This window comes from Clostridioides difficile ATCC 9689 = DSM 1296 (genome assembly GCF_001077535.1).
Classification (GTDB): domain Bacteria; phylum Bacillota; class Clostridia; order Peptostreptococcales; family Peptostreptococcaceae; genus Clostridioides; species Clostridioides difficile.
Window position 1 is genome coordinate 2329732 of sequence record NZ_CP011968.1, and the last position, 24007, is coordinate 2353738.

The 24007-nt window shown below is 27.4% G+C and carries 21 protein-coding genes; 7 read left to right on the forward strand and 14 right to left on the reverse strand.

The window, feature by feature from the left end:
- Nucleotides 1-69: 69 nt before the first annotated feature.
- The 5 genes from tsf to CDIF1296T_RS11310 all read right to left on the reverse strand — a co-directional run bounded on the left by tsf (nt 70) and on the right by CDIF1296T_RS11310 (nt 5184).
- Nucleotides 70-981, reverse strand: a complete 912-nt coding sequence (tsf, locus tag CDIF1296T_RS11290; RefSeq protein WP_003424535.1) for a translation elongation factor Ts — start codon at nt 979-981, stop codon at nt 70-72.
- A 78-nt stretch (nt 982-1059) separates the two neighbouring features.
- The gene (rpsB, locus tag CDIF1296T_RS11295) at nt 1060-1773 is read right to left on the reverse strand and encodes a 30S ribosomal protein S2 (RefSeq protein ID WP_003424537.1); all 714 of its coding nucleotides are present in this window, start codon (nt 1771-1773) and stop codon (nt 1060-1062) included.
- A gap of 206 nt (nt 1774-1979) precedes the next feature.
- Entirely contained in the window at nt 1980-3164 is a 1185-nt protein-coding gene (locus tag CDIF1296T_RS11300) for a D-alanyl-D-alanine carboxypeptidase family protein (RefSeq protein ID WP_009897288.1), read from the reverse strand.
- A 103-nt stretch (nt 3165-3267) separates the two neighbouring features.
- Nucleotides 3268-4326 carry a potassium channel family protein gene (locus tag CDIF1296T_RS11305; RefSeq protein ID WP_003433992.1) on the reverse strand — a complete coding sequence of 353 codons (1059 nt, stop codon included), beginning with the start codon at nt 4324-4326 and terminating at the stop codon, nt 3268-3270.
- A 213-nt stretch (nt 4327-4539) separates the two neighbouring features.
- On the reverse strand, nt 4540-5184 hold the full coding sequence (locus tag CDIF1296T_RS11310; protein WP_003433990.1) for a helix-turn-helix domain-containing protein: 645 nt from the start codon (nt 5182-5184) through the stop codon (nt 4540-4542).
- A gap of 187 nt (nt 5185-5371) precedes the next feature.
- Between CDIF1296T_RS11310 and ytaF the strand changes: the two genes are divergently transcribed.
- Nucleotides 5372-5995 carry a sporulation membrane protein YtaF gene (ytaF, locus tag CDIF1296T_RS11315; RefSeq protein WP_003433989.1) on the forward strand — a complete coding sequence of 208 codons (624 nt, stop codon included), beginning with the start codon at nt 5372-5374 and terminating at the stop codon, nt 5993-5995.
- A 62-nt stretch (nt 5996-6057) separates the two neighbouring features.
- On the opposite strand, the gene CDIF1296T_RS11320 is transcribed toward ytaF, so the two are convergent.
- From CDIF1296T_RS11320 to CDIF1296T_RS11350, 7 genes are all read right to left on the reverse strand, one after another.
- On the reverse strand, nt 6058-7968 hold the full coding sequence (locus CDIF1296T_RS11320; RefSeq protein ID WP_009897292.1) for an endonuclease MutS2: 1911 nt from the start codon (nt 7966-7968) through the stop codon (nt 6058-6060).
- 533 nt (nt 7969-8501) lie between these two features.
- Nucleotides 8502-9569 (reverse strand): RNA ligase RtcB family protein, encoded by a 1068-nt coding sequence (locus CDIF1296T_RS11325; protein WP_003433986.1) that lies wholly within the window; start codon nt 9567-9569, stop codon nt 8502-8504.
- Between the two features lie 245 nt (nt 9570-9814).
- Nucleotides 9815-10798: a protein kinase domain-containing protein gene (locus CDIF1296T_RS11330; RefSeq protein WP_224213949.1), complete on the reverse strand. Its 984-nt coding sequence runs from the start codon at nt 10796-10798 to the stop codon at nt 9815-9817.
- Between the two features lie 270 nt (nt 10799-11068).
- Entirely contained in the window at nt 11069-12328 is a 1260-nt protein-coding gene (locus tag CDIF1296T_RS11335; protein WP_003433982.1) for a VanW family protein, read from the reverse strand.
- Between the two features lie 238 nt (nt 12329-12566).
- Nucleotides 12567-13196 carry an endonuclease/exonuclease/phosphatase family protein gene (locus CDIF1296T_RS11340; protein ID WP_009897297.1) on the reverse strand — a complete coding sequence of 210 codons (630 nt, stop codon included), beginning with the start codon at nt 13194-13196 and terminating at the stop codon, nt 12567-12569.
- A gap of 192 nt (nt 13197-13388) precedes the next feature.
- Complete coding sequence (locus CDIF1296T_RS11345; protein WP_003424559.1) at nt 13389-13550, reverse strand: hypothetical protein; 162 nt, start codon at nt 13548-13550, stop codon at nt 13389-13391.
- A gap of 341 nt (nt 13551-13891) precedes the next feature.
- Complete coding sequence (locus tag CDIF1296T_RS11350) at nt 13892-15052, reverse strand: DUF819 family protein (RefSeq protein WP_018112796.1); 1161 nt, start codon at nt 15050-15052, stop codon at nt 13892-13894.
- Nucleotides 15053-15521: 469 nt separating this feature from the next.
- On the opposite strand from CDIF1296T_RS11350, the gene CDIF1296T_RS11355 reads away from it, so the two are divergent.
- The 6 genes from CDIF1296T_RS11355 to CDIF1296T_RS19900 all read left to right on the forward strand — a co-directional run bounded on the left by CDIF1296T_RS11355 (nt 15522) and on the right by CDIF1296T_RS19900 (nt 21128).
- A complete protein-coding gene (locus tag CDIF1296T_RS11355; RefSeq protein WP_003433978.1) occupies nt 15522-16562 on the forward strand; it encodes a M42 family metallopeptidase in 1041 nt (346 codons plus the stop codon).
- A gap of 380 nt (nt 16563-16942) precedes the next feature.
- Entirely contained in the window at nt 16943-17194 is a 252-nt protein-coding gene (locus tag CDIF1296T_RS11360; RefSeq protein ID WP_003433976.1) for a TM1266 family iron-only hydrogenase system putative regulator, read from the forward strand.
- A 14-nt stretch (nt 17195-17208) separates the two neighbouring features.
- Complete coding sequence (gene hydF, locus CDIF1296T_RS11365) at nt 17209-18417, forward strand: [FeFe] hydrogenase H-cluster maturation GTPase HydF (RefSeq protein ID WP_003433974.1); 1209 nt, start codon at nt 17209-17211, stop codon at nt 18415-18417.
- A 35-nt stretch (nt 18418-18452) separates the two neighbouring features.
- A complete protein-coding gene (gene hydE / locus CDIF1296T_RS11370; protein WP_003433972.1) occupies nt 18453-19538 on the forward strand; it encodes a [FeFe] hydrogenase H-cluster radical SAM maturase HydE in 1086 nt (361 codons plus the stop codon).
- Nucleotides 19539-20915, forward strand: a complete 1377-nt coding sequence (gene hydG / locus CDIF1296T_RS11375; RefSeq protein ID WP_003430581.1) for a [FeFe] hydrogenase H-cluster radical SAM maturase HydG — start codon at nt 19539-19541, stop codon at nt 20913-20915.
- A gap of 90 nt (nt 20916-21005) precedes the next feature.
- Complete coding sequence (locus CDIF1296T_RS19900) at nt 21006-21128, forward strand: hypothetical protein (protein WP_256388168.1); 123 nt, start codon at nt 21006-21008, stop codon at nt 21126-21128.
- Nucleotides 21129-21503: 375 nt separating this feature from the next.
- Here CDIF1296T_RS19900 and CDIF1296T_RS11385 read toward each other — a convergent pair whose 3' ends face one another.
- Both CDIF1296T_RS11385 and CDIF1296T_RS11390 read right to left on the reverse strand, forming a co-directional pair.
- The gene (locus CDIF1296T_RS11385) at nt 21504-22823 is read right to left on the reverse strand and encodes an aminotransferase class III-fold pyridoxal phosphate-dependent enzyme (RefSeq protein ID WP_003430579.1); all 1320 of its coding nucleotides are present in this window, start codon (nt 22821-22823) and stop codon (nt 21504-21506) included.
- A 291-nt stretch (nt 22824-23114) separates the two neighbouring features.
- Nucleotides 23115-23900 carry a putative ABC transporter permease gene (locus tag CDIF1296T_RS11390; RefSeq protein ID WP_003433968.1) on the reverse strand — a complete coding sequence of 262 codons (786 nt, stop codon included), beginning with the start codon at nt 23898-23900 and terminating at the stop codon, nt 23115-23117.
- Between the last annotated feature and the right edge of the window lie 107 nt (nt 23901-24007).

Below are 24007 nucleotides of genomic sequence, written 5' to 3' on the forward strand. Positions count from 1 at the left end.
TCAATCCTTCATATCCAATTTTTTCTATTTTTTAAAAAAGAGAACACCTGCGTGTTCTCTCTTTGGTTATTACTTAAGTTGCTTAGCAACTTCTTCTGCAAAGTTTTCTTCTCTCTTTTGTATACCTTCACCAACTTCGAATCTCACAACTTTAACAACTTTTATATCAGAACCTACTGCCTTAGCAACATCAGCAACTAATTGTTTAACAGTTATATCTGGATTTTTAACGAAAGTTTGCTCTAATAAACAAACCTCTTTTAATTCTTTTTCTAATCTTCCTTTAACCATTTTTTCAACTATATTAGCTGGTTTTCCTTCATTTAAAGCTTGTTGAGTTAATACTTCTGTTTCATGTGCTATGTATTCAGCATCTACTTCATCTCTTGAAACATACTTAGGATTCATAGCAGCAACTTGCATAGCTACATCTTTACCTAATTCTAAAACTTTAGCATCTCTAGCTTCTGTTTCCATTTCAACAAGAACACCTATTTTTCCACCACCGTGAATGTATCCAGCAACTTGTCCATTAGTTACAACTTTAGCAAATCTTCTAAAGTCTAATTTCTCACCTATTTTTGCAACTCTATTATTTAAAACTTCTTGTAAAGTTATTCCCTCTTTATGAGTTTCACCTAATAAAGAAGCTATATCTTCTTTATCAGTAGCTAATGCCATACAAGCAGCATCTTTAACGAACACTTTGAAGTCTTCGTTTTTAGCAACGAAATCTGTCTCTGAGTTAACTTCTACCATAGAAGCAACTGTATTATCATCATTCATTTCTATTGCAACTAGACCTTCAGCAGCAACTCTACCAGCTTTTTTAGCAGCTTTTGATAATCCTTTTTCTCTTAATAAATCTACTGCTTTTTCCATGTTTCCTTCAGCTTCTTGTAAAGCTTTCTTGCAGTCCATCATTCCTGCGCCTGTACTTTCTCTTAACTCTTTTACCATTTGAGCAGTTATATTAGCCATTTTTTAAGTTTCCTCCTACTTATTCTATTCCATATTATAAATGGTAAGGGCGACCCTTACCATTTAATTGTCAAATTATTATTCTTGGTCTTCAGCTACTTCTTCCTCAGCACCTTGTCTACCTTCAATTACAGCTGTTGCCATAGCACCAGTTATTAATTTTACGGCTCTTATAGCGTCATCATTTCCTGGTATAGCAAAGTCTAATTGTTCTGGGTCACAGTTAGTATCAACTATACCAACTACTGGTATACCTAATCTATGAGCTTCTTGAATAGCTATGTTTTCTTTTCTTGGGTCAACTACGAACATTGCACCTGGTAATTCAGGCATGTCTTTTATTCCACCTAAGTATTTTTCTAGTTTTTCTTTTTCAGCTCTTAATTTTATAACTTCTTTTTTAGGAAGAACATTAAATACGCCTTCTTCTTCCATTTTTTCTAATTCTCTTAATTTATTTATTCTTGTTTTTATAGTTTTGTGGTTTGTTAACATTCCACCTAACCATCTTTCATTAACAAAGTACATTCCACATCTTTCAGCTTCATCTTTTATCGCATCTTGAGCTTGTTTTTTAGTTCCTACGAATAAGATTGGCTTTCCTGTTTCAGCTACTTCTTTAGTGAACTTGTAAGCTTCTTCAACTTTTTTAACTGTTTTTTGTAAGTCGATTATATATATTCCATTTCTCTCTGTGAATATATACTTAGCCATTTTAGGGTTCCATCTTCTTGTTTGGTGACCAAAGTGAACACCTGCTTCTAATAATTGTTTCATTGATATTACTGACATATCTTACCTCCTGGTTTTATACCTCCAGCTTGATCTTCTCCCTAAAAAACCATGTAATAGGCACCTTTTAAGGATCCCAATGCTGTGTGTGATTTATTTTATTTTTTCACCTCTAGTAGTATATCACAGAGGTGAAGAAATAACAATATTTTTTCCATATTTTCTATTTTTATATTTTTTTGTGTATTTTATACCATTTTTTGAATTTAATTTGCAAATTTCATTTTTAATTTTGTTTTTAATGATACGTTATCTATACTATTATTACTTACTATATCTACACTTCCAAGTAAGTCACCTGAATTAGTATAATATTTTATAATACCCATAGTATCACCTTTTTTAACAGGGTACTCTATATTTTTAATCTTAACTTCTGATTTTATACTTTCATCACCTTTTAATATTGTATAAAGTTCATCTTTTGCTTTTAATGTAACCTCTAACTCTTTCATTCCTTTTATATATTTCTTACCAATAAAGCTATCTTTATCAATTACTTTTTTCATATTGAAATTTTCTTTTCCATATTTCAGTAGAGCTAATGAAGCAGAGGTTCTTTTATTTTTATGGTTAGTACCTAATACAACCCCTATTACTCTACGTTTTTTCTCATTTTTATCATTTTTATTTACAACCATAGAAAATGATAAGCAATATCCAGCATTGCCAGTATATCCAGTTTTTATACCATCTACTTCTGGTATAATTCTTAATAATGCATTTGTATTGCTTTTTTCAAAACTTCTATCTGAATTTGTATATGTCTCCATATCAGTTATAGCTGTTACTTGTTTTTCATAATGGTCAAACATGTATTTTCCAAGAATAGCTATATCTTTTGCAGTAGAGATATTTTCTTTTGCTGGTTTTTTGGGGTTGCTTAAATCGTATATTGGAAGACCATTTGGATTTAGAAAATGTGTATTACTCATTCCTATTTCTTTTGCTTTTTTATTCATTCTATCTACAAATGCTTCTTTCGTTTTACAAATATGTTTTGCTATAGCAATTGCCGCATCATTTCCTGATACAATCATAAGACCTCTCATAAGCTCTATAAGTGGCACTTCTTCACCATCTTTAAGTTTATAACTTGACCCTTTTACTGATGCAATAGATTTGTCTATTTTTACTTTATCAGTTTCTTTTACTTCTTTATTTTCAATAGCTTCTATTGCAAGTAAAAAAGTCATCATCTTACTTAAACTAGCTAATGGTACCTTCATATCAGGTTCTTTACTATATAAAACTCTACCTGTTTCTTGGTCTATAAGTATAGATGTTTTTGAATACTTGTCTACAGATTTATCATCTGCATATGAATAATTTGGTATTATAAAAACTAGAATCATGGCTAATGATATAATTTTTTTTAGTGCATTTTTCAAATTTTTCACCTTCTTGGATTATTAAGTATATTTATATTTAAATTTTCCCTATTTAGTCCAATTTATATCTAGTAATTAATACCTATCCATATTTACACAAATATTACCTTATCATTCTTTTAATAATCACAGATGCCCAAATTGCTCCTATTGTAACTCCAAAAAATACTTCTATACCTGCCAATGCTTTCCCAATCAAACTTGTAGCAACCATATCTCCATATCCTACTGTACTAAATGTAGCCATGCTAAAATACCATAAATCCATATACATTTTGAAAATCTCACTTAGTGAGTAATCACCTATATTATTTATATCTAAAGCTACAAGTGTGCTATTTGAACTTTCTATGCCTACAAATAAGTATAATAAAGCAAAAACACTTATTATTGCTATAATAACTAATAATATATTCCATGGCTTTTCTCCATAACCTGTTGTGTAACGTGCTATTTGGTCAAAAAATTTTTCAACTAAATAATCACTGAAAGTAGGATAATTAGAACGTTTCATTATTTTACTACTATAAATTCTTTCCTTATAATAGTAAAATCCTATCATCTCATATTCTCCAATTTTTGTTGCTTGATTTCTAGCTATTCTATAATTTATCTTGCCATGCTCATACTCACTTTTTCCATATTCAACATTCTTTAACACAAATTTTGTACACATGCTAAAAATTATTCCATCCATTCGTGGAAAATTTTCTACTTTATTAACTACCAAATCAGGTCCTTTAAATTTCACTTTTTCAAATATACGGTCATTTATATAGTGTTTACTAAATATGGTTCTATTAAAATCACAGTTTTCTAAGAATACACAACCATTAAATAAAACTTTATCTCTAAATTCTGTATAGTTAAAAATAATATTCTTTTTAAAAATATATTTTTTAAAATTTGCTTTTTGTTTAAATATGGATTCAGAAAAATCCAGTATTTTATAATTGTAAGTTAATATTTCTTCCGCATTAAATTCATTTTCAAAAACAAATCCATTAAATTCACTTATCTCTTCTTTATGAAGAGTATCCATCATCAACTGTATCTCTTCATCAGACTTATTTTCTTTATGAAAGATACAATATCCAGAAGAATCTGCTTCTCTATGACATTTTTTTCTCTCATCTATTTTAGATATCCATTTACAATTCATAAATATATATCCTCCAGTACAAAACAATTATTACTATTTTGTATTAGTTTGGATATTATTTTATTTTATATACTTAAATAGTTACAAAATATATATTAGATTCTTAGTTTTAAATTTTTAATCTACTTCATTGTGCTTTTAATTTGTTTCATATAAAAAATAATAAATTTTATATACTTTGATTTATTTATATATTAAATATGATTCTAAAACTTACTTATCATTTTTAAGTAATTTTGTAACTATATTTAATGCTACTAAATCATCCATAAATCCTATTGGGAACACGAAGTCTGGAATCACATCTGTTGATATAACAAAGTAAAGTAGCATACTTCCAATCAATAAATATTTCTTTATTGTAAGTCCATCTGTACAAAAATCAGCATACATTTGTCTTAATCTATCTGTAAATTGACCTTGTTTTTCAATAGAATCTATTTTTTTATTAAAATTATCAAAAAGTAATTTTTTACCTTCATCTGTTTGGACATATAACTTACACTTACTTAACTCTTTTTCAATATTTCCATTAAAGTTCTTATCATTGATTAAATTTGCAAATCCAAGAATATCATCAAAGTTACTAAAATCACTATCTGCATTAAATATTTGATTATTGCTGTTTCTAAATTCATATCCTGAAGCTTTCAACAGTTCTTCTAGGTTAATATTTAAATGTATTGCCATCTTTTCTAAATGATTTATATTTGGCTTTTGTTTATTATTAGCTATACGAGATATAGTAGATTTATCAATTCCACTTTTTTTACTTAGTTCTCCCATTGATAATTCTTTTTCATCTAATAAAATCTTCAACAAATCACCGAAATTCCCAACCTTATTATTTTGTTCCATTATTTTCACCCGCTTTATTATGATTGGTTTTATATTATTATATGATATGATTCTTTTGTTATTTAGGTGTTGTATGATGTTGGAATTTTATCAACAATTTATTGGATTATCTGTAACAATTTATCCATTTTTACAATACTATAACTAATATAAGTACAAAATTTAAGAGAAAGGATGTTAATCTACTGTGATTGAATCAATTTTATTAGTTACTTCTCTTTGTATAGATGCCTTTGTGACAAGCTTTGGATATGGTGTAAATAAAGTTAAAGTTCCCTTATATTCAAATATAATTATCAGCGTAGTTTGTTCAGCTATTTTAGCAATATCGCTTTTTGCAGGTACAATAGTTAGAGATTTTTTACCTCAAAATATAACAATGTTAATATGTTTCTTTATTTTATTTTTATTAGGAAGTGCTAGACTAATTGAAAGTTTTTTTAAATCTTATTTTAAGAAAAAATCTATACACTCAAAGAATTATAATTTTAATATGTTAGACCTTAAATTAAATTTTAATGTAAGTATCGAACCTGATGTCTTAGATACAAGTAAATCTAAAGTGCTTAAATCTGCTGAAGCATTTACACTTGCACTTGCTTTAAGTTTAGATGGATTAGCTATCGGTTTTGGTAGTGGCCTTGTAGGTGTGAATTATATACAAGTTATTCTATTTTCTTTAATATCAAATATAATTGCAGTATTACTTGGTTGTTTACTAGGAAATATGTTTGTTAAAAACGTAAATTTAAACTTATCTTGGTTAAGTGGTTTAATCTTGTTAGTCATTGGATTTATGAAGATATGTTAATAAGAAAGCAATCTAAAGATAAACTTTTCTCTTTAGATTGCTTTCTTTTGTGCTTTTTATATTTATTTTCTATTCTCTCTAATTTCTTTCTGAATCTTTTTAAGAGCTTTTTTTGAACCTCTTTGAATATCTTTTTCTAATTTTCTTTCTTTAAAACTAGTAAATAATACATCTAAATCATACCCTTCTGGATACAATTCTGATGCTTTTATGCTAAGTTGTAATCTTTTTATATTTACTGAAATAAAATTATCATTAAACAATACTTCTACATTATTAAACTTGTCCATAGGCTTATATACAATTCCAAAATCATCTTCATCTAGTAATTTTACCTTATCCCCTACATTATAATCTGTATAGTTTAAAATGACTTCAGAACTATTTTTATCTTCAATATTAGATTGTAGCTTACTTCTTTTAACTAAATCTAAATTGTAGTTTCTATCAATTACATATTCTTTAGCTCTATCTAAAACTCTATTTTTTATTCCCATTTTTTTAGAAATAAAAAGAGCATTACTATCTTCAGATTTTCCAATAGTTAACTTATACAATGGTTCTAACGTTTCTTTATCAAACATCATACCAGCATTTTCAAATTCTGGATGCAATGTAGCAAACTTTTTTATCTCTCCATAATGAGTTGATGCTATAGTTATACATCCCATTTTGTAAAACTCTTCTAATAATGATATTGCTAAACCAGCTCCTTCATTAGGTTCAGTTCCACTTCCTATTTCATCAAACAGAACAAGAGTAGAATTATTTGATAAACTCATAATCTCTGCAATATTTTTTATATGTGATGAAAAAGTACTTAAGGCATTTTCAATACTTTGATTATCCCCTATATCTACAAAAACTTTTTCAAATACACTAAATTCACTACCTTCTTTTGCAGAAATATCAAATCCACATTGAACCATTAAAGTTAGTAAACCAACAGTCTTAAGGGTTACAGTTTTTCCTCCTGCATTAGGACCTGTTATTATAAGACTTCTATAATTTTTGCCTATTTCAAAATCTAAAGGTACTGCATCTCCTGTTAGAAGTGGATGTTTACCTTTAATTATTTTTATATAGCCATTATTATTTATTTTTGGAGTAATTCCTTTTATTTTTTGACTATACTTAGCTTTTGCAAATACCATATCGTATTCTGAAAGTATCTCTATATTTAATTTTATCTGACTTATCTTCTCAAATATAAGTTCTGTTAAATAAGATAATATTTTGTATTCTTCAATAGTTTCATCAGCTTTTAGCATAGTTAACTCTGTACTTAAATTTGAAACACTAATAGGTTCAATAAATACAGTATTTCCTTTTGATGATGTATCTAATATAGTACCATTAACTTCATTTTTATAAGAAGATTTAATTGGTATTACATATCTATCATTTCTTTTACTTATTATAAACTCTTGTATATACTTTTTATTTACAGTTGATGTTATAAATTTATTTAATCTATCTTTTATCTTTCCTTCTGTAATTTCTATATTTCGTCTTATCTTTTTTAATTCTTTACTAGCATTAGAATCAACTTTATTAGATTTTATACAGTAATTTATCTCATCTTCTATACTTTTACATTCTGTTATATTTAAGGCATAAGAACTTAATGTAGGTGAATAAAATTCTTTTTCTAACATAAAAGCTTTCATCTTCCTACAACCTCTTAAAAAATCTTCAATATTTACAAGTTCAACAGGTTCTATTATCATTCCTTTTTCAATTTTATCTATTGTAGAACCTGCATTAAACAATCCTTCAAGTGGTATGTGATTACTATTTTCAATTATCTTTCTAGCTTCTTTATTTTCTGCTAATTTCCTTCTTACTACTCCAATATTCCCACTAGGAGTTAATTTATCTATTAAATTTTTTCCTAGTGAACTTACACAATGTATTTTTATTAATTCTTTAACTTCATTTAGTTGTAATCTTTCAAATGTATTACTATTCATTATTTTTTCTCCTTTATTTATAAGTTATCGTCTTTTAAATCACCCTATCATTTACTTTGATAATAGTTATTTTGCGAACAACTTAATAAATAAGGAGTTATTATATATCAAACTCCTTATTTATTAAGAAGTTTAACTCCGGACTCATTAATGTTAGTATTTTTTTTCATAAAACACTTCTCCTTTTCTATCCTTATTTAAACACTTATATCAGTGCTTCTAATATTATTCCATAAATTATATATTTATGTCAATAAAAATAATGTCATTAATGTTTTTGTACAGTGAAAATTTTTATAGTGAAAATAAGCTTATACTTTCATTTATATTTTGGAATCACTTATATTGTCATCAATTCATGTATGTGCAGTTTCCAATACAGTCTAACTTTGTAATCATTATATATCAAAGAATTTAGCTCTATAAATTATCGTCTCTACAAAATAAAAAAATAGCTAATAATAAAACACTTTTAAATGTTCCATAAAATTAGCTATTTATAATATAATTTTAATCTTTTTTAACTTTAAAAATTATCCTTTATAAGTAATCAATGGCTTCATAGTTGCCACTACTTGAATAAGTTCATATTCTATCAAACTTTCAATAATCTGCTCTATATTCTTATATGCCTCTGGAGCTTCTTGAAATAATAAATTTACATCATTACATATAATCTGACTTTTAAATTTAGTTTGTTTTATAGTATCTTTACTATACTTACTTTTAAGGCGAGATTTACAAACTGAACGAGACCATTTCCTACCTGCTCCATGTGATAGAGAATATAAAGATATCTCTGTATTTTCAGTAGGCATAACTATATATGATAGACTGCCTCTTGAACCTGGTATAATCACAGCTCCTCTTTCACTTGAAACAGCACCTTTTCTATGTATAAATTTATCTTCCCTTTTCTCTACAAAGTTATGATTTATAGAGAATATTGTTTCAACATCTCCAGATGTACCTATTGACTGCATAATTTTTTTACTGATAGCTTCACGATTACGCTCTGCCCACATTAAAGCATTATCATGTTTTTTAATATAATCTATAGCTTTCTCACTTTCAACTTCAAGTCCATCTTTATCATAAAATTTTTTTAAAATATCTTCTCCATAATTTCTTGACCCACAGTGAACTAACATCATAATATCATCAGATGAAAATTTTAATTGTTCAAATTGTTCTTTATTATAAATTTCACTTATACATTGAATTTCTACAAAATGATTTCCACTCCCTATAGTTCCTAAATTTAAAATTGGACATTCTTCTTTATATGTGTTTTTTATTTCTATATCAGACAAATCTTTAATCTTACTAAGTGACTTAATCCATTTGTCTTTTTTAAATTTCTTTTTTAGAACTCCAGTTTTAAATAAAGTCATTCCGCATCCTATATCATTTCCAATTATATGTGGATAAATAATATTTTTAGTCTCAACTGCTAAACCTACAGGTATTTTACCTGCATGTAAGTCAGGTAATCCTACTACTCTTAAAATTCCATTTAACTTTGAAATATCTTCAAGTTGTTTCCTTGCTATATCTTCAATCCAACATTTATTACTTGCTATTATTTTTATATTGCTCATAATTTGCTCCTTTTTAATATTCTCCTGCCTTTAAAAAGTAGCAAAAAGCTGTGACCTTTAGCCACAGCTTTTTTATTCTAAACTGTAAAAGCAGGTGGCTATTTGTTAAAATACTCCTAGACGTTTAATACCTCATTATTTTTTGTTAACATAATAACCACTTCCTTTCATAATTTAAGACTACACTAAAATTTCTATGTATATCCTTTATAGACATTGATTTTAAAATACTTAATATACAATTTTTATATTATGGAACTAATAATAATCATTGAAATCATGACTATAGCTAGACCGGCAACAACAAGTTTTTTATGTAATTTTTTTCTCATTTTACTTTTATATTCTTTTTTAACTTGTATAACTTTGTCTTGTTTCTGCTCTTCTTCTTTCTCATCTTCAACTTCTATATATGCTTTTTCATACATTACTTTACTTAAATCAATAATAATATCATTGGCTCTGGTATACTTATTATTTCTTCCAAGAAGCCTTTTTATAACATTTATAAGTTCAGTATTTCCATTAATTGCTTTTATACTATTCCAATCTAATCCCTTATCAATAGATTGTAGCATTTTTTCTTCTGAATTTGATTCTCCAAAAGGCAATTTTTTAAATATAGATTCAAATAGAATAAGACCTGTTGCAAAAAAATCACTTTCTTTATCAGTATAATTTATACATAGTTGATGTGGGCATAAATATCTCCTGTTTCCATAGCTTCTTGTATTAACCCCATTATTTGCTTTTGTAATTCCAAAATCACAAATTTTTATATTGTATTCTGTATCTACTATTATACTACTCGATTTTAAACTACCATGATATGAATGATTCCTATGTATCATTTCTAAAGCTTTTAAAACTTGTATCATTATGTTTACAATTGCTTCTAAATGAAGATAATTACCTAGAATTAATTCATCTAGTCCGATACCATTAAAGTCTTCACTTACAACATAATATAATGTTGTTTCTTCTGTACAGTGAATCCCAACATCTATTATTTTTAGTATATAAGGAGAGTTTATCTCATCTAAAGCAGTACTTTCATCAATTAAATTTGAAACAAAATCTTCACAGATATAATTATTGTGCTTTATAACTTTTATTAACACATTTTTCCTGTAAAAAACATCTCTAGCTTTATAGATTTTGTTAATTTCTAAAACGTCGTCAGAATTTACTACCTCATATCTATTGCCTATAAAATTCAACCATGTCACCTCCTCATACATTTTATATAACTAAATCTATTTACAATTATACCAATATATAGGAATATTTTCTATATATTAATGATTGTAATATTAAAACAAGAACTAATAGTGTTAATTTTTACAAAAAAGGCTGTCTCAAAATAGAGATACGCTTCTTTTGTATTGTTGAAATGATGAAAATATATTTGATTTCACAGAAAAAGAGTGCCTCATAAACTAAAAAGTTCATTTTGAGACACTCCCTTTTATATTACAAATATTTCTCTAAAAAATTATCTATTTTTTTAATTCTTTATAAGAACTATTTGATATATGTTCTTTTTTTATGACCTTTCCACTTGAATCTTTAAATATTCGATATGTAGAATATTTATTCTGACCAGTTTGTTTTACCTCTATAGATATATTTGGTTTGTCACCAGAATTACCATAGATTACTGATGATACACTTCCTCCACCTGCATAATTTTTAATATATACAGGATGCTTATATGGATTTTTAAACTTTAAGTTTAATCCTCCATCGCTCACAGTAGCATCTCTCCCTTTAGGCACATAAGTAGATGCAGATGAATGATTTGTAACTTGAGTTATCTCCATACCCGAAAGAAGAGCCGCATTATAAACTGTTGAAGATGTTTGACAAACACCTCCTCCTGCTGATTGTTCTAGCTTACCATAAACTATAACAGGTGCATCTTTGTAACCATTTGCTTTATTACTAGGTCCTGTAAGTTTATTGTATGAAAATTCTTCACCTGGCATTAATAATACATCACTAGTTTTTCTTGCTGATAATCCTACATTATATGACCTACCCTCTACAGCTTGTGAATAAGTAGTTGAATATTGACCTATAACAGAATTTACAGTTTTTACTTGTTCAGTTGTTATATCTGGTTTTTGAAGATTTACTTTAAGTTCTAAAGTTTTATGCTCTTTATTTTTTATCATATTATATATAGACTCTTTATTTGCTGCCAAATCAAATTCTCTACCTACAACAGAGTCTGTATAACTTAGTCCACCACTTCCAACACTAATAGAAGCATTTTTCATCTTAACATTTATACTATCTGCTATAGAAGACACTTTGGAACTAAGTTTTGCCTCATCATATTCAGCTTTTATCTTCATATTTGCCTTATTCACTCTTATATCAATATATTTTTTTAAGTTTTGAAAATAGGACCCTTTTTTTGTACTTTCATAAGCATCTTTTACAACATCTTCTGTATCATATTTTAAATCAATATCTTTTGGTGATATTGTATATTTTTTCCCATCATAAGCAAGATTTAAATCTTCTGGAGTATACTTATCTGTTATAGCTTTTAATGCCTCTGCTTTAGTCATATCAGATACATTTACTCCTTCTATATATACATTTTTAGCGATTTTCCCATTGTACAGAAATTTACTGTTAAAAAAATAAGTAAATCCACCCATTATTAGAACTAAAGCTGCCAATACAATTAAAACACTTCGTTTTTTTTCTTTACCTAATCTTGAAACTCTTGTTGTTCTTCTGCCCATAACTTCACCTCATTTTAACACTAGCTTAAATTTGCATAATAGAGTTCCCATTTCAAAACTACCTTAGATTATATTTGAATAGCTTTTGTTAAACAAGGAATTTAATCAAATGTAACTTTATTGTAAATTTATGTCTTATAATTAGTTTTATTTTTGATATTTTTTATTATATTTCTTTTACTATTTCTTAACAAAAAATTGTTTATTTTATAACAACTAATTTCATTTATATTGAAATTTAAATGTAACCTATTACAGGATAATGGTCTGACAGGTAAATTTTTTCTACTGTGTATCCTTTTAGTTCAGTATTTTTATTAACAAAAATGTAATCTATTCTAGAGTTTGATTTTTCAAATGTTGGTAAGTAAGACTTGTTTAGTGAAATAGCCATATCATTAAACATACTTAAAAAGACATTTTTCTCATTAAAATCACCACATAAAATAACTATCCCCACTAATCTGTTCCTATAGTCTATTATTTCGTCTAATTGTTTTGCTCTCTCCTGCCTATCAAGTCCCAAGTGAGTATTTATTACATTTATAATTCTTCCATATGCATCTATAGTTATACAAAGAGCTCCCCGTTGTTCTTTTTTGCTAGTTAAGAAAAAATGATTACTGTTTAACATTTTAGATGTTGTAAATGTACAAATACCATATATCATATTTACTTTTTTTACATTTGTCGCAAAGACACCATCCATATTTAAAACAGCTTTTAAAGCTAAAAATTGAGGATATAATACTTCTTGCAAACAAATTACATCACAATCCAATTGTTTTAAATATAACCCCATTTTAGTTAGAGTTAATCTATTATTTGAATCCATACATTTATGAATATTGTAGGTTACTATTTTCATAATAATATCACCTCTTATGCAATATAATACTTACTAAAATTTAAACTTATTTACTTTTCACTTAAGACCATTATTTATCTTATAAAATTGAGTACTTATAAACTTTATCACAAAAAAACCTAACTTAAGTATTTATATTCTACATAAGTTAGGTTTTATAAACTATTATAATATTTATTATTTCATTCATTTCTAATGATGATTCTCCTTTTTTATCTTTTTCAATTTGCCTTCACTAACAACAAATAAAAATCCCATCTTCTTGTATATTTCATCCAATTCAATTAAAGTTACTTCACCATTTTTTAAATTTGTTAATGTTATATCTTGTATTCTTCTTGATGGAATTATCATAAGTTATCAACACTCCTTTAAATTCTTTTTAATCTTTATATTTAAATATATTTATGCATTCTGATATATATTCATAAATTATTAAAATAAATTCAAAAAACACCCGTTCTGCAAACATTCGTTCTGTATATTTATTATACATCATACAGACGTTCGATTCAATATAAAAATTAAATATATCTCGTTTTTAGTAAATTTTACAATATTATACACTAAATATGTCAAAACATCTTCTTGAAATAGATTATCTTGTCAAACAAAAAAGCCATTTCAGTAAAAGCTTCTGCTTAAATTGAAATGACTTTTCTTATTTAAATTATTAATTTTATACCATATTTTTATTAAGCTAACATATGTAATATTTGAGTTACCATAAGAGCACAATAAGTCCCTATAATATTTCCTAGAAGCCCCATAAGTACACCTACTGGTATTAATACAGGATTGTGAACCCCAGCAATCATTGGAGCTGTAGTTACTCCTCCTATATTAGCTATACTTCCTACTTCACAAGTAAATAAATCAAGTTTAAATAGTTTAGCAAGCCCTATAAATGAAATAGCATGTACAAGGACTACTACCAATCCAAACATTATGTAAACAGGTGCTTCTGACAATCCAAAGAAATTTGCTTTACTACCTGTAGCTGCAAGGAGTAAATACATAAACACATTTCCTACCAGTGTACTCCCTTTAAGCTTTGATATTTTTGTCATACCCAATAATATTGATACTGTAGATGCAACAAGTACTACCCACATAGTTTCATTAAGTATACCTGAAGTTGGAAGTATCTTGGATACAATTTGTGCAAAAGACGCAACTCCAAACCCAACAGAAAGTAAAATCATAAGTTCTACAAACATAGGTGCCGTATTATCTTTATTTTCTTTTTCAAGTTTTGATGTAACCTCATCTATAAAACTTGTATCGCACTTTGTCCATTTGTTAAATTTAGGTCCAAATTTCACAGACATTAGACAAACAGACATCCATACTGTATATCCTATAGAACCCATAAGTATTGCATAACTAAGTCCTTCTTCTGCAACTCCTAGAGCATTAGCTGCTACAATCATATTTGATGAGCCACCTATCCATGAACCAGATGCTGCCCCAAGAATTTTCCATGAATCTGCACCCATTGAATTTTTAAAAATTATGAATGCTATAACAAATCCAAGCATAAATGTAAATGTAGCACAGAAAAATGATAATAACATTTTAGGCCCCATCTTTAATATTTTTCTTAAATCACATTGAATTAACAAAAACACTAACATTAATGGAAGGAAGTTCACTGTTATTATGTTTTGATACGTTCCAACATCTTCATTCTGTGCAAATAAACCAAATGATCCAAGTATAGCTGAACCTAAGTATATTAAAAGCATTGGATTAATAACATCAAATACCTTCCATTTCAATTTATCAACCATAAAAAAAATTACACCTACGAATACAACCAAGAAACTACAATATACAAATCCAGTCTCAATCACATTATACACACCCTTTCTTTTCCTAATTAATTTGATTTTTATGATTTCTAAGTAAAGACTTTTTCAGATAATAGACAATTAAAATAAATACTTTTATCTATATCATACTAATTAAATACATATATACCTAACTATTGACATATATTAATAAAGATTTGCACATTAATTACTTTAGAAATGAATAATCTGAATTTAAAATCTTTTTCAACAATTATTTTATTACTAAAATTTTTATTTGTAAAGATAATTAAACTAAATATTTTATTATTTATTTATTTTGTTTTATATTTATTTTTATTAATTATTAAATAAAACTATTTTTACTTTAAATCTATATAATATAAATCAAATTTATTTTATATACTTTTTTTTTAAATATGTTTAGATTCTATTCTTTTAATTTTAGTTTTCAGAACATTTGTATTTATGTTATAATTTGTATAAATATATTTATTTAGGAGGAAACAATATGAATTTAAATTTAACTAATACTATAAATTTAATGAAAAAATATTTGGACATTCCAAGCCCAGCTGGATATACTGAAAATGCAGTTTTAGAAATCAAAAAAGATTTTGAAAATTTAGGTCTTGACACTATTCTTACAAAAAAAGGTGCACTTATAGCTACTCTTCCTGGTGAAGATGATTCAAATCAAATAACAATATCTGCACATATGGATACACTTGGAGCTATAGTAAAAGAAATATCATCTGATGGTACTCTTAAATACCATAAAGTTGGTGGTGGATGTTGGGCAGCTATAGAGGGAGAAAACTGTACTGTTATAACTAGAAAAGGTAAAAAAATCAGAGGAAGTGTTGTATTTAAGTATGCTTCTACTCATATATATGGTCAAACAAAAGCTGCCACTGAAAGAAATGAAGAAACAATGATTATTAGACTTGATGAAAAAGTATTTACAAAGCAAGATGTATTAGATTTAGGAATAAGTGTTGGGGATTTTGTATGCCTAGACCATAGATTTGAGGCTACAGAATCTGGTTTTATAAAATCTAGATATATAGATAATAAATCAGCTGTAGCAATGGTTCTTGAAATATGTAGATATTTTAAAGAAAACAATTTAACACCTAAGCATACTACTAACTTTTATATAAGTAATTATGAAGAAATTGGACATGGTGTTTCTAAATGTTTACCTGAAAAAACAAAAGAATTTGTAGCAATAGATATAGCACCTACTGGACCAAGTCAAACATCTAGTGAACATGGTGTAACTATAGTTGCAAAAGATAATTTATCATTATATGATTTTAATTTAAGAAACAAGCTTGTCGATGTTGCAGAAGACAATAATTTAGACTACGCTGTCGATGTATTTACTTTCTATGGTTCAGATGCTTCAGAAGCTATTCGTTGGGGAGAAGATGTTCAAATAGCATGTGTTGGTCCTGGAACAAACAATAGTCACCATTATGAAAGAACACATATAGAAGCTATTGAAAATACACTAAAATTACTTATAAATTATATGCTTAAAGAATAATTAATTATATATTTTACCAAAGTCAATTCTTAACAAATAATTAACTTTAATTTTTATTTTTATACAAAAATTGGTTTTTCTATAGACTTAATTTCAATTTACTACTATTATATAAGTAACTTCAATTTTCTTTAGTTAATTTTTATTATAATTTATATAAATTGTATAAAAATTTTCTTCAGTTACTTGTTGTTAAATTAAATTTTTACAAGCTAACCCTACCAGAAAAGAGTTATCTAATCTGTAAGGAAATAGTTTAATATAGCACATTATACTTGTGTAATTAATAACTTTTCTTTTGTAGAAACTTTTCTTTACAAAGAAAAGTTTTTTGATTTTGGATTTGTTTAAGACATATTTTCTGAGTTAGGAGGATATTTATGAAAAAGGTTGCAGTTATAAGTGCTATTTTGGAAGAGCCAAAAGAATGTCAATTTAAATTCAATGAGGTTGTATCAGGTTTTAAAGGTATTATTAAAGGAAGAATGGGCATTCCTTGCGAAGAAGAAGGTGTCTCAATCGTATGTATAGCAGTTGTTGGCGAAATGGATACTATTAATAGTTTGACTGGTAAATTGGGCAACATACCTCATGTATCTGTAAAAACTAGTATATCAAAAAAAGAAGTTTAAGGTGGTGAGTACAAATGAGTCTAAATTCTACTCCACAATCGGTAAGAGTACATATAGGTCTCTTTGGTAAAAGAAATGCAGGTAAATCTAGCATAATAAATGCTATAACAAATCAAAGTGCTGCAATAGTCTCAGATATTGCTGGAACTACTACAGACCCAGTATTTAGACCAATGGAAATCCTTCCTATAGGACCTTGTGTTCTTATAGATACTGCTGGTCTTGATGATGTTGGTGAACTTGGTGAACTTAGAATAGGTAAATCACTAGATGTTTTAGAAAAGACAGATATAGCTTTACTAGTAGTGGATTGCCAAATTGGTATATCACAAGAAGATTTGTCACTAATTGAAAAATTTAATGATAAGAATATCCCTCATATTCTAATTCTTAACAAAATTGATACTATTAAGAATCAATCAGAAATTTTAAACTTAACTAAAAATAAAGTTAAATGTCCAGTTGTTTCTGTCTCATCAACAGATAAAATTGGAATTGAAAATTTAAAAAATGAAATAATAAAAGTTTTGCCTAAGGATAGCACTGAGTTCAAATTGGTATCAGATTTAATTGAACCAAATGATTTAGTTGTTTTAGTTGTTCCAATAGATAAAGCAGCTCCAAAAGGTAGACTTATACTTCCTCAACAGCAAGTTATAAGAGATATTTTGGATAATGGTGCAATTTCTATAGTTACAAAAGAAGATAGTTTAAAAGAAACTCTATCTAATTTAGGCAAAAAACCAAAACTTGTTATTACTGACTCTCAAGTATTTCCACAAGTAGATAAAGATACACCAAAAGATATTCCTCTTACATCTTTTTCTATATTGTTTGCTAGACAAAAGGGAGACCTTAAAGAATTGATTAATGGAGCTTATGCTTTAGAAAATTTAAAAGATGGTGATAAAATCTTGATGGCCGAAGGATGTACCCATCATAGACAAACTGATGATATTGGAACAGTAAAAATTCCTAATATGATTAGAAAGAAAACTGGCAAAAACATTACTTTTGAATTTAGTTCTGGAGTATCCTTCACTGAAGATATAAATAAATATGCCCTTGTAGTTCACTGTGGAGCTTGTATGATGAATAGAGCTGGAATGTTATCTAGAATAGAAAAGGCAAAATCTTTCAATGTACCTATTGTAAACTATGGTGTCTTAATAGCATATGTAAAAGGTATTTTGGAAAGATCACTTGAACTTTTCAATTATTAAAAATTTAACTATACTTAATAATTACATATTTGAATATGACTAAAAATAAGATTAAATACTTTATAGATAAACTTTACAGCATTAATTCATTAAGTTTTGATGAACTACTATATTTAATAGAAAATATCGACAATGAGGAATATAACTTCGAACAAAATTTAAGAAACTATCTTTATAAACAAGCTAGCGACATGAGAAATAAACATTATGGAAATAGAGTCTACTTGAGAGGACTTATAGAGCTTACAAACTATTGTAAAAATAATTGCTACTATTGTGGAATACAATCTTCTAATAAAAATATCATAAGATACAGGCTTTCACTTGATGAAATACTTGAATGTTGTGATATAGGTTATAAAATAGGATACAGAACATTCGTTTTGCAAGGTGGTGAAGATGCATATTTTACTGATGATAAAATATGTGAAATTGTTTCAAGTATAAAAAATAAATATGAGGATTGTGCCATAACTCTATCACTAGGAGAAAAGAGTTATGATTCGTATAAAAAATACTTTTTATGTGGTGCAGATAGATATCTTTTAAGACATGAAACTGCTACAGACAGTCATTATAAAAAATTACATCCGCCAAACATTGAGCTTAGAACTAGAAAAGAATGCCTAAAAAACCTTAAAGAAATTGGTTATCAGGTAGGTGCTGGATTTATGGTTGAATCACCATTTCAGAACAACGAAGACCTTGTTCGTGATTTATTATACCTAAAAGAGTTAAATCCTCATATGGTTGGAATAGGACCTTTTATTCCACACCATGATACAATTTTTAAGGATTATAAACATGGAGATTTAGAGAAGACATTACTTATGCTTTCAATTACAAGACTTCTACTTCCAAAAGTTTTATTACCCGCTACAACAGCCTTGGCATCTATAAACCCTAGTGGTAGAAATGCAGGTCTTTTAGCTGGTTGCAATGTAATTATGCCAAACCTTTCTCCTCAAGAATTTAGAAAACAATATTCTCTTTACGATAACAAAGCCTTTACTGGTCAAGAAGCTTGTGAATATCACCAAAGTTTAGAAGAAAACATCAAGTCATTAGGACTTGAAGTTGACTATTCTCGCGGTGATAATATTGAATGGAGGCGTTTGTAAATGTTCATAAACCATGAACTTATTAATTCTTTATTAGAAGATGCAAAAAATTCAACTTCTGATGATATTGAAAAGGTACTTGATAAGGCTGATAGAAGGGAAAAACTTAGTTATAAAGATATAGCTACACTTCTTGAAGTAGAAGATAAAAAACAACTAGATAGATTATTTAGTATAGCTGGGCAAATAAAAAATGAAATATATGGTAATAGAGTGGTTTTATTTGCCCCTCTTTATGTATCAAACTACTGTGTAAATGAATGTGTTTATTGCGGTTTTAGTAAATGCAACAAATTTAAAAGAAAAAAACTTACCATGGAAGAGATAAAGGAAGAGGTTAAAATATTAGAAAAAATGGGTCATAAAAGACTTGCTCTAGAAGCTGGTGAAGACCCTAAAAATTGTGATATAAATTACATCTTAGATTGCTTAGATGCAATTTATTCAACATATAATGAAAACGGAAATATAAGAAGGGTAAACGTTAACATAGCAGCTACAAGTGTAGATGAGTATAAATTACTAAAAGAAAAAGGAATAGGAACTTATATATTATTCCAAGAAACTTATCACAAACCAACATTTATAAAAATGCATGGTCAATCTATAAAAAATGACTATTATTACCATTTAACAGCTTTTGATAGAGCTATGGAAGCTGGTGTTGATGATGTTGGTGCAGGAGTTTTATTTGGTTTATCTGACCCTAAATTTGAAGTTCTAGGACTTATGATGCACAACGAACACTTAGAGGAAAAATTTGGTGTAGGTTTCCATACTATATCTTTCCCTAGATTGAAAAAAGCTGAAGGTATGAGCTTAGAAGATTTTCCTCACTTAGTTTCTGACGATATGTTCAAAAAAATAGTAGCTATAACTAGATTGGCTGTTCCTTTTACTGGAATCATAATGTCCACTAGAGAAACTGCTGAAATGAGAAATGAGTTACTAAAATATGGTGTATCACAAATTAGTGCAGGTTCTCTAACAGGTGTTGGAGGATATAAAGCATATGAAGATGGTGACAATACAGAACAATTTGAAGTTGGAGACCATAGAAGCCCTGTTGAGGTGCTTAAAGAACTGATTACTGATGGATATATACCTAGTTATTGTACAGCTTGTTATCGTAAAGGTAGAACTGGCGATAGATTCATGAGCTTAGCTAAAAGTCGACAAATCCATAATGTATGTACACCAAATGCTCTTACTACATTAAATGAATTTTTAATCGATTATGGAGATGAAGAACTTAAAATTATGGGTAAAAAACTTATCGCAGAAGAAATAGGTAAGATAGAAAGAGAAGATATAAGAAACATAGTATCTAACAATATGACTGCCTTAGAGCGTGGAGAAAGAGATTTATACCTATAAAATTTTATTACTTATATATTATTTATTGTATATTCCATAGGTTAGTAGTAATATTATCTAAAGGGAAAGTTTAAGGGAGGGAGATTAACATTGAAAGATAACAACAATACCAATAAAACTATTCAATTTGGAGAAAAAAAGGCTAGCCTGGAAAACAATATTCAAAAAAATAAAAATATCAAACTTGATAATACACACAAAGTCATTCCCTAAAAATAGAAAAAAGGATGATAAAAAGAAAGGTAACAAGAAAAAGAATACAAGTACATCTAAAGTAAATAAAAATAATTATGGCCATTCTTTTTTCAATAACAAATACAAATATAAAAGAAAACCATATGTTATTGCTTTATACACAGTAATTCTTATTCTTTTAGCTATCTTAATTATAACTAAATTAACAGATAGTACGAATAAAGGTAATTATTCTCGTAATACTGTCTCTGATACTCACAAAAACGACATCCGAAATATAGTCTTTAATGAATCAAACAATTTTCTTATTTGTGGGTAACTTAAAAGAGTTATCTCTTTTCAGAAATAATTTTCTAAAATTGAGATAACTCCTATTTTCATTTAATATTTATTTTACCAACCTTGAGTTACTTCATATACTTCATCACCAATTCTACCATTTAAATAATCATCTATTGCAGAATCTATGATATTCATTGCTTTATCTACTTGCTCCTTAGTTATTACTAGAGGTGGTTGCACTCTTAAAGTAGATTGTCCTAAGAATATCATTATTAATCCAGTTTGTATACATCTATAACATATCTTAGCTGTAGCATCTGGATGTTTTTCATTAGAACCTTTTCCTTTAACTATATCAACTCCTATAGATAATCCTATGCCTCTTATTTCTCCAATTATATCGTATTTTTCTTTTAGTTTTTCAAATCCTGCTTTAATATAATCTCCCATTTCTATACTCTTTTGAAGTAAGTTTTCTTTTTCAATTATCTCTATAGATTTTAAAGCAGCCACACATACTGTTGTGTTTCCAGCTAAAGTAAATAAATGTGCTGGTGCATCAAGACTTTGCATTATTTCTGTTCTTCCAACAACTGCTCCTAGAGGTAATCCACCTCCAACAGATTTTCCAAGAACTATAAGGTCTGCTTCAACACCAAAATTTTCTATACCAAACCACTTACCTGTTCTTCCCATACCTTGTTGTATTTCATCACTTACAAGTAATATTCCATTTTCTTTACATATTTTACTTAAACCTTGTACCCACTCTACTGGAGGCACTATTATTCCTGCATCTCCTGCAATTGGCTCTATAAATATTGCAGCTACCTCTTCTGCTGGTAGATAGTGTGCAAAAGCATATTCTATCTCATCTAAACATTCTTTAGCTGTTCTATTTTTATCAGGATAATGGAAGTGATAAACTTCTGGTAACAATGGACCCATTTTTCTTCTCATATTTGTACTTAAAGCAGATATAGATATAGCTCCATAAGTACTTCCATGATAAGATTCACACATAGATATTATCTTTGTTCTTCCAGTATACCCTCTTGCTAATTTTATAGCAGCATCTATACAAGCAGAACCAGTTGCACTGTATAGTACTTTTTTATCATTATCTCCAGGGGCTATTTCCACAAGCTTCTCAGCTAATTTTACAGGAGGATCACTATGGAAATATGCAAGTGTATATTGTGTTATATCATCCATTTGTTCTTTAACTGCTTGTGAGATTTCCTTATTACCATGACCTACATTTGCAGAGCCTGCACTTGCTAAAAAATCTACATATTCATTACCTTCATAATCATATAGCATTGCACCATCACCTGATTTAAATGCTACTGGATAATAAGGTATCTTTTGAGTTTTAGCAACATATTTTTTTTCTTCTGTACTTATCATTTGACTAGTTATCTCGCTCATTGGCAAATCATCCCCTCTTTAAATAAATTTATGTTTTAAAATTATTGCGATTTATAAAGATATTCTCATATAAAATTCTTTATATACTTAATGTTAGTATTTTTGACACAAATTGTCAATATATGTTTTTATAATTTTCAAAATATTTGTTATTCAGAAACAATATATTTTATTTTTATCAAATAAACATTATTTTTCAAAAAATAAAGGACTCTATTCTATTTTTATAGAGTCCTCTGAAAATCATCTTATAAATACCATTATTCTATTCGTCTTCATTAAATTGTATAATTACCTTTTCTCATTAATAATTTTTTTAAAATGTTCTAGTTGCTCTTGTTGTTTTTTATGTTTTATATGTGGAAAAGCTTTTATAACTCTTTTTTGTAAAATAATATTAGACTCTATACGGTCCAACTTACTATTTATTTTGTTTATTTTTTCTCTAACTTCTAATTCGTCGTTATTTATTGTTTTAAATAAAGCTTGTATTTCTCCTCTATCAAATTTATCCAATTTCACATTTATATCATTAAGGTCTGTAATTATATCGTCTAATAAGTTTAACTTTATATCTAATTTTTTAAGTGTTATAATAGTAACAATCAAATCAAGTATAGTCCAAAGTGTTGTAATTATAGCCATTGAAATTAATATTCTATATGGAATTATACTTACAAAATATTTTATAAATGGATGTATAAATCTTATTATTAAAACAGACATTACACCAAAGTATATTGCATTTTTTAAACATACTCTACCCTTTATATTGAATTTTCTGTCAGAATAATCCCACCATTTAGCATGAAATAAGGTTTCTAAAATAAATCCTGTAAAATATTCTAGTATCGTAGTTAAAATCATTCCTAATAGAAATACTATTACTACATTATTAAATCTTCCCAATAGTGATATCACAATTACCGCTCCAAAACCATAAACAGGGCATATTGGACCATTTAAAAAACCTCTGTTGATTATTCTTTTGCTTGCTATAGAACATCCTATACTTTCTACTGTCCATCCTAAAAATGAATATATAAAAAAGTACAAGATATATTTTATTATCTCCATAATTTATCTCTACTCCTTCACTAATGTTCTTATTTTATGCACAACGTAAAAATAATTATAGAAATAGTTTTTTCGTTTTTTATATTTGTTATTCTTTTATTCTTGTT

Bases quoted from the DNA above. Each gene is read 5' to 3' on its own strand.
- tsf (WP_003424535.1), bottom strand. From the start codon at position 981: ATGGCTAATATAACTGCTCAAATGGTAAAAGAGTTAAGAGAAAGTACA.
- rpsB (WP_003424537.1), bottom strand. From the start codon at position 1,773: ATGTCAGTAATATCAATGAAACAATTATTAGAAGCAGGTGTTCACTTT.
- CDIF1296T_RS11305 (WP_003433992.1), bottom strand. From the start codon at position 4,326: ATGAATTGTAAATGGATATCTAAAATAGATGAGAGAAAAAAATGTCAT.
- CDIF1296T_RS11310 (WP_003433990.1), bottom strand. From the start codon at position 5,184: ATGGAACAAAATAATAAGGTTGGGAATTTCGGTGATTTGTTGAAGATT.
- CDIF1296T_RS11320 (WP_009897292.1), bottom strand. From the start codon at position 7,968: ATGAATAGTAATACATTTGAAAGATTACAACTAAATGAAGTTAAAGAA.
- CDIF1296T_RS11325 (WP_003433986.1), bottom strand. From the start codon at position 9,569: ATGAGCAATATAAAAATAATAGCAAGTAATAAATGTTGGATTGAAGAT.
- CDIF1296T_RS11335 (WP_003433982.1), bottom strand. From the start codon at position 12,328: ATGGGCAGAAGAACAACAAGAGTTTCAAGATTAGGTAAAGAAAAAAAA.
- CDIF1296T_RS11340 (WP_009897297.1), bottom strand. From the start codon at position 13,196: ATGAAAATAGTAACCTACAATATTCATAAATGTATGGATTCAAATAAT.
- CDIF1296T_RS11345 (WP_003424559.1), bottom strand. From the start codon at position 13,550: ATGATAATTCCATCAAGAAGAATACAAGATATAACATTAACAAATTTA.
- CDIF1296T_RS11355 (WP_003433978.1), top strand. From the start codon at position 15,522: ATGAATTTAAATTTAACTAATACTATAAATTTAATGAAAAAATATTTG.
- CDIF1296T_RS11360 (WP_003433976.1), top strand. From the start codon at position 16,943: ATGAAAAAGGTTGCAGTTATAAGTGCTATTTTGGAAGAGCCAAAAGAA.
- hydF (WP_003433974.1), top strand. From the start codon at position 17,209: ATGAGTCTAAATTCTACTCCACAATCGGTAAGAGTACATATAGGTCTC.
- hydE (WP_003433972.1), top strand. From the start codon at position 18,453: ATGACTAAAAATAAGATTAAATACTTTATAGATAAACTTTACAGCATT.
- hydG (WP_003430581.1), top strand. From the start codon at position 19,539: ATGTTCATAAACCATGAACTTATTAATTCTTTATTAGAAGATGCAAAA.
- CDIF1296T_RS11385 (WP_003430579.1), bottom strand. From the start codon at position 22,823: ATGAGCGAGATAACTAGTCAAATGATAAGTACAGAAGAAAAAAAATAT.
- CDIF1296T_RS11390 (WP_003433968.1), bottom strand. From the start codon at position 23,900: ATGGAGATAATAAAATATATCTTGTACTTTTTTATATATTCATTTTTA.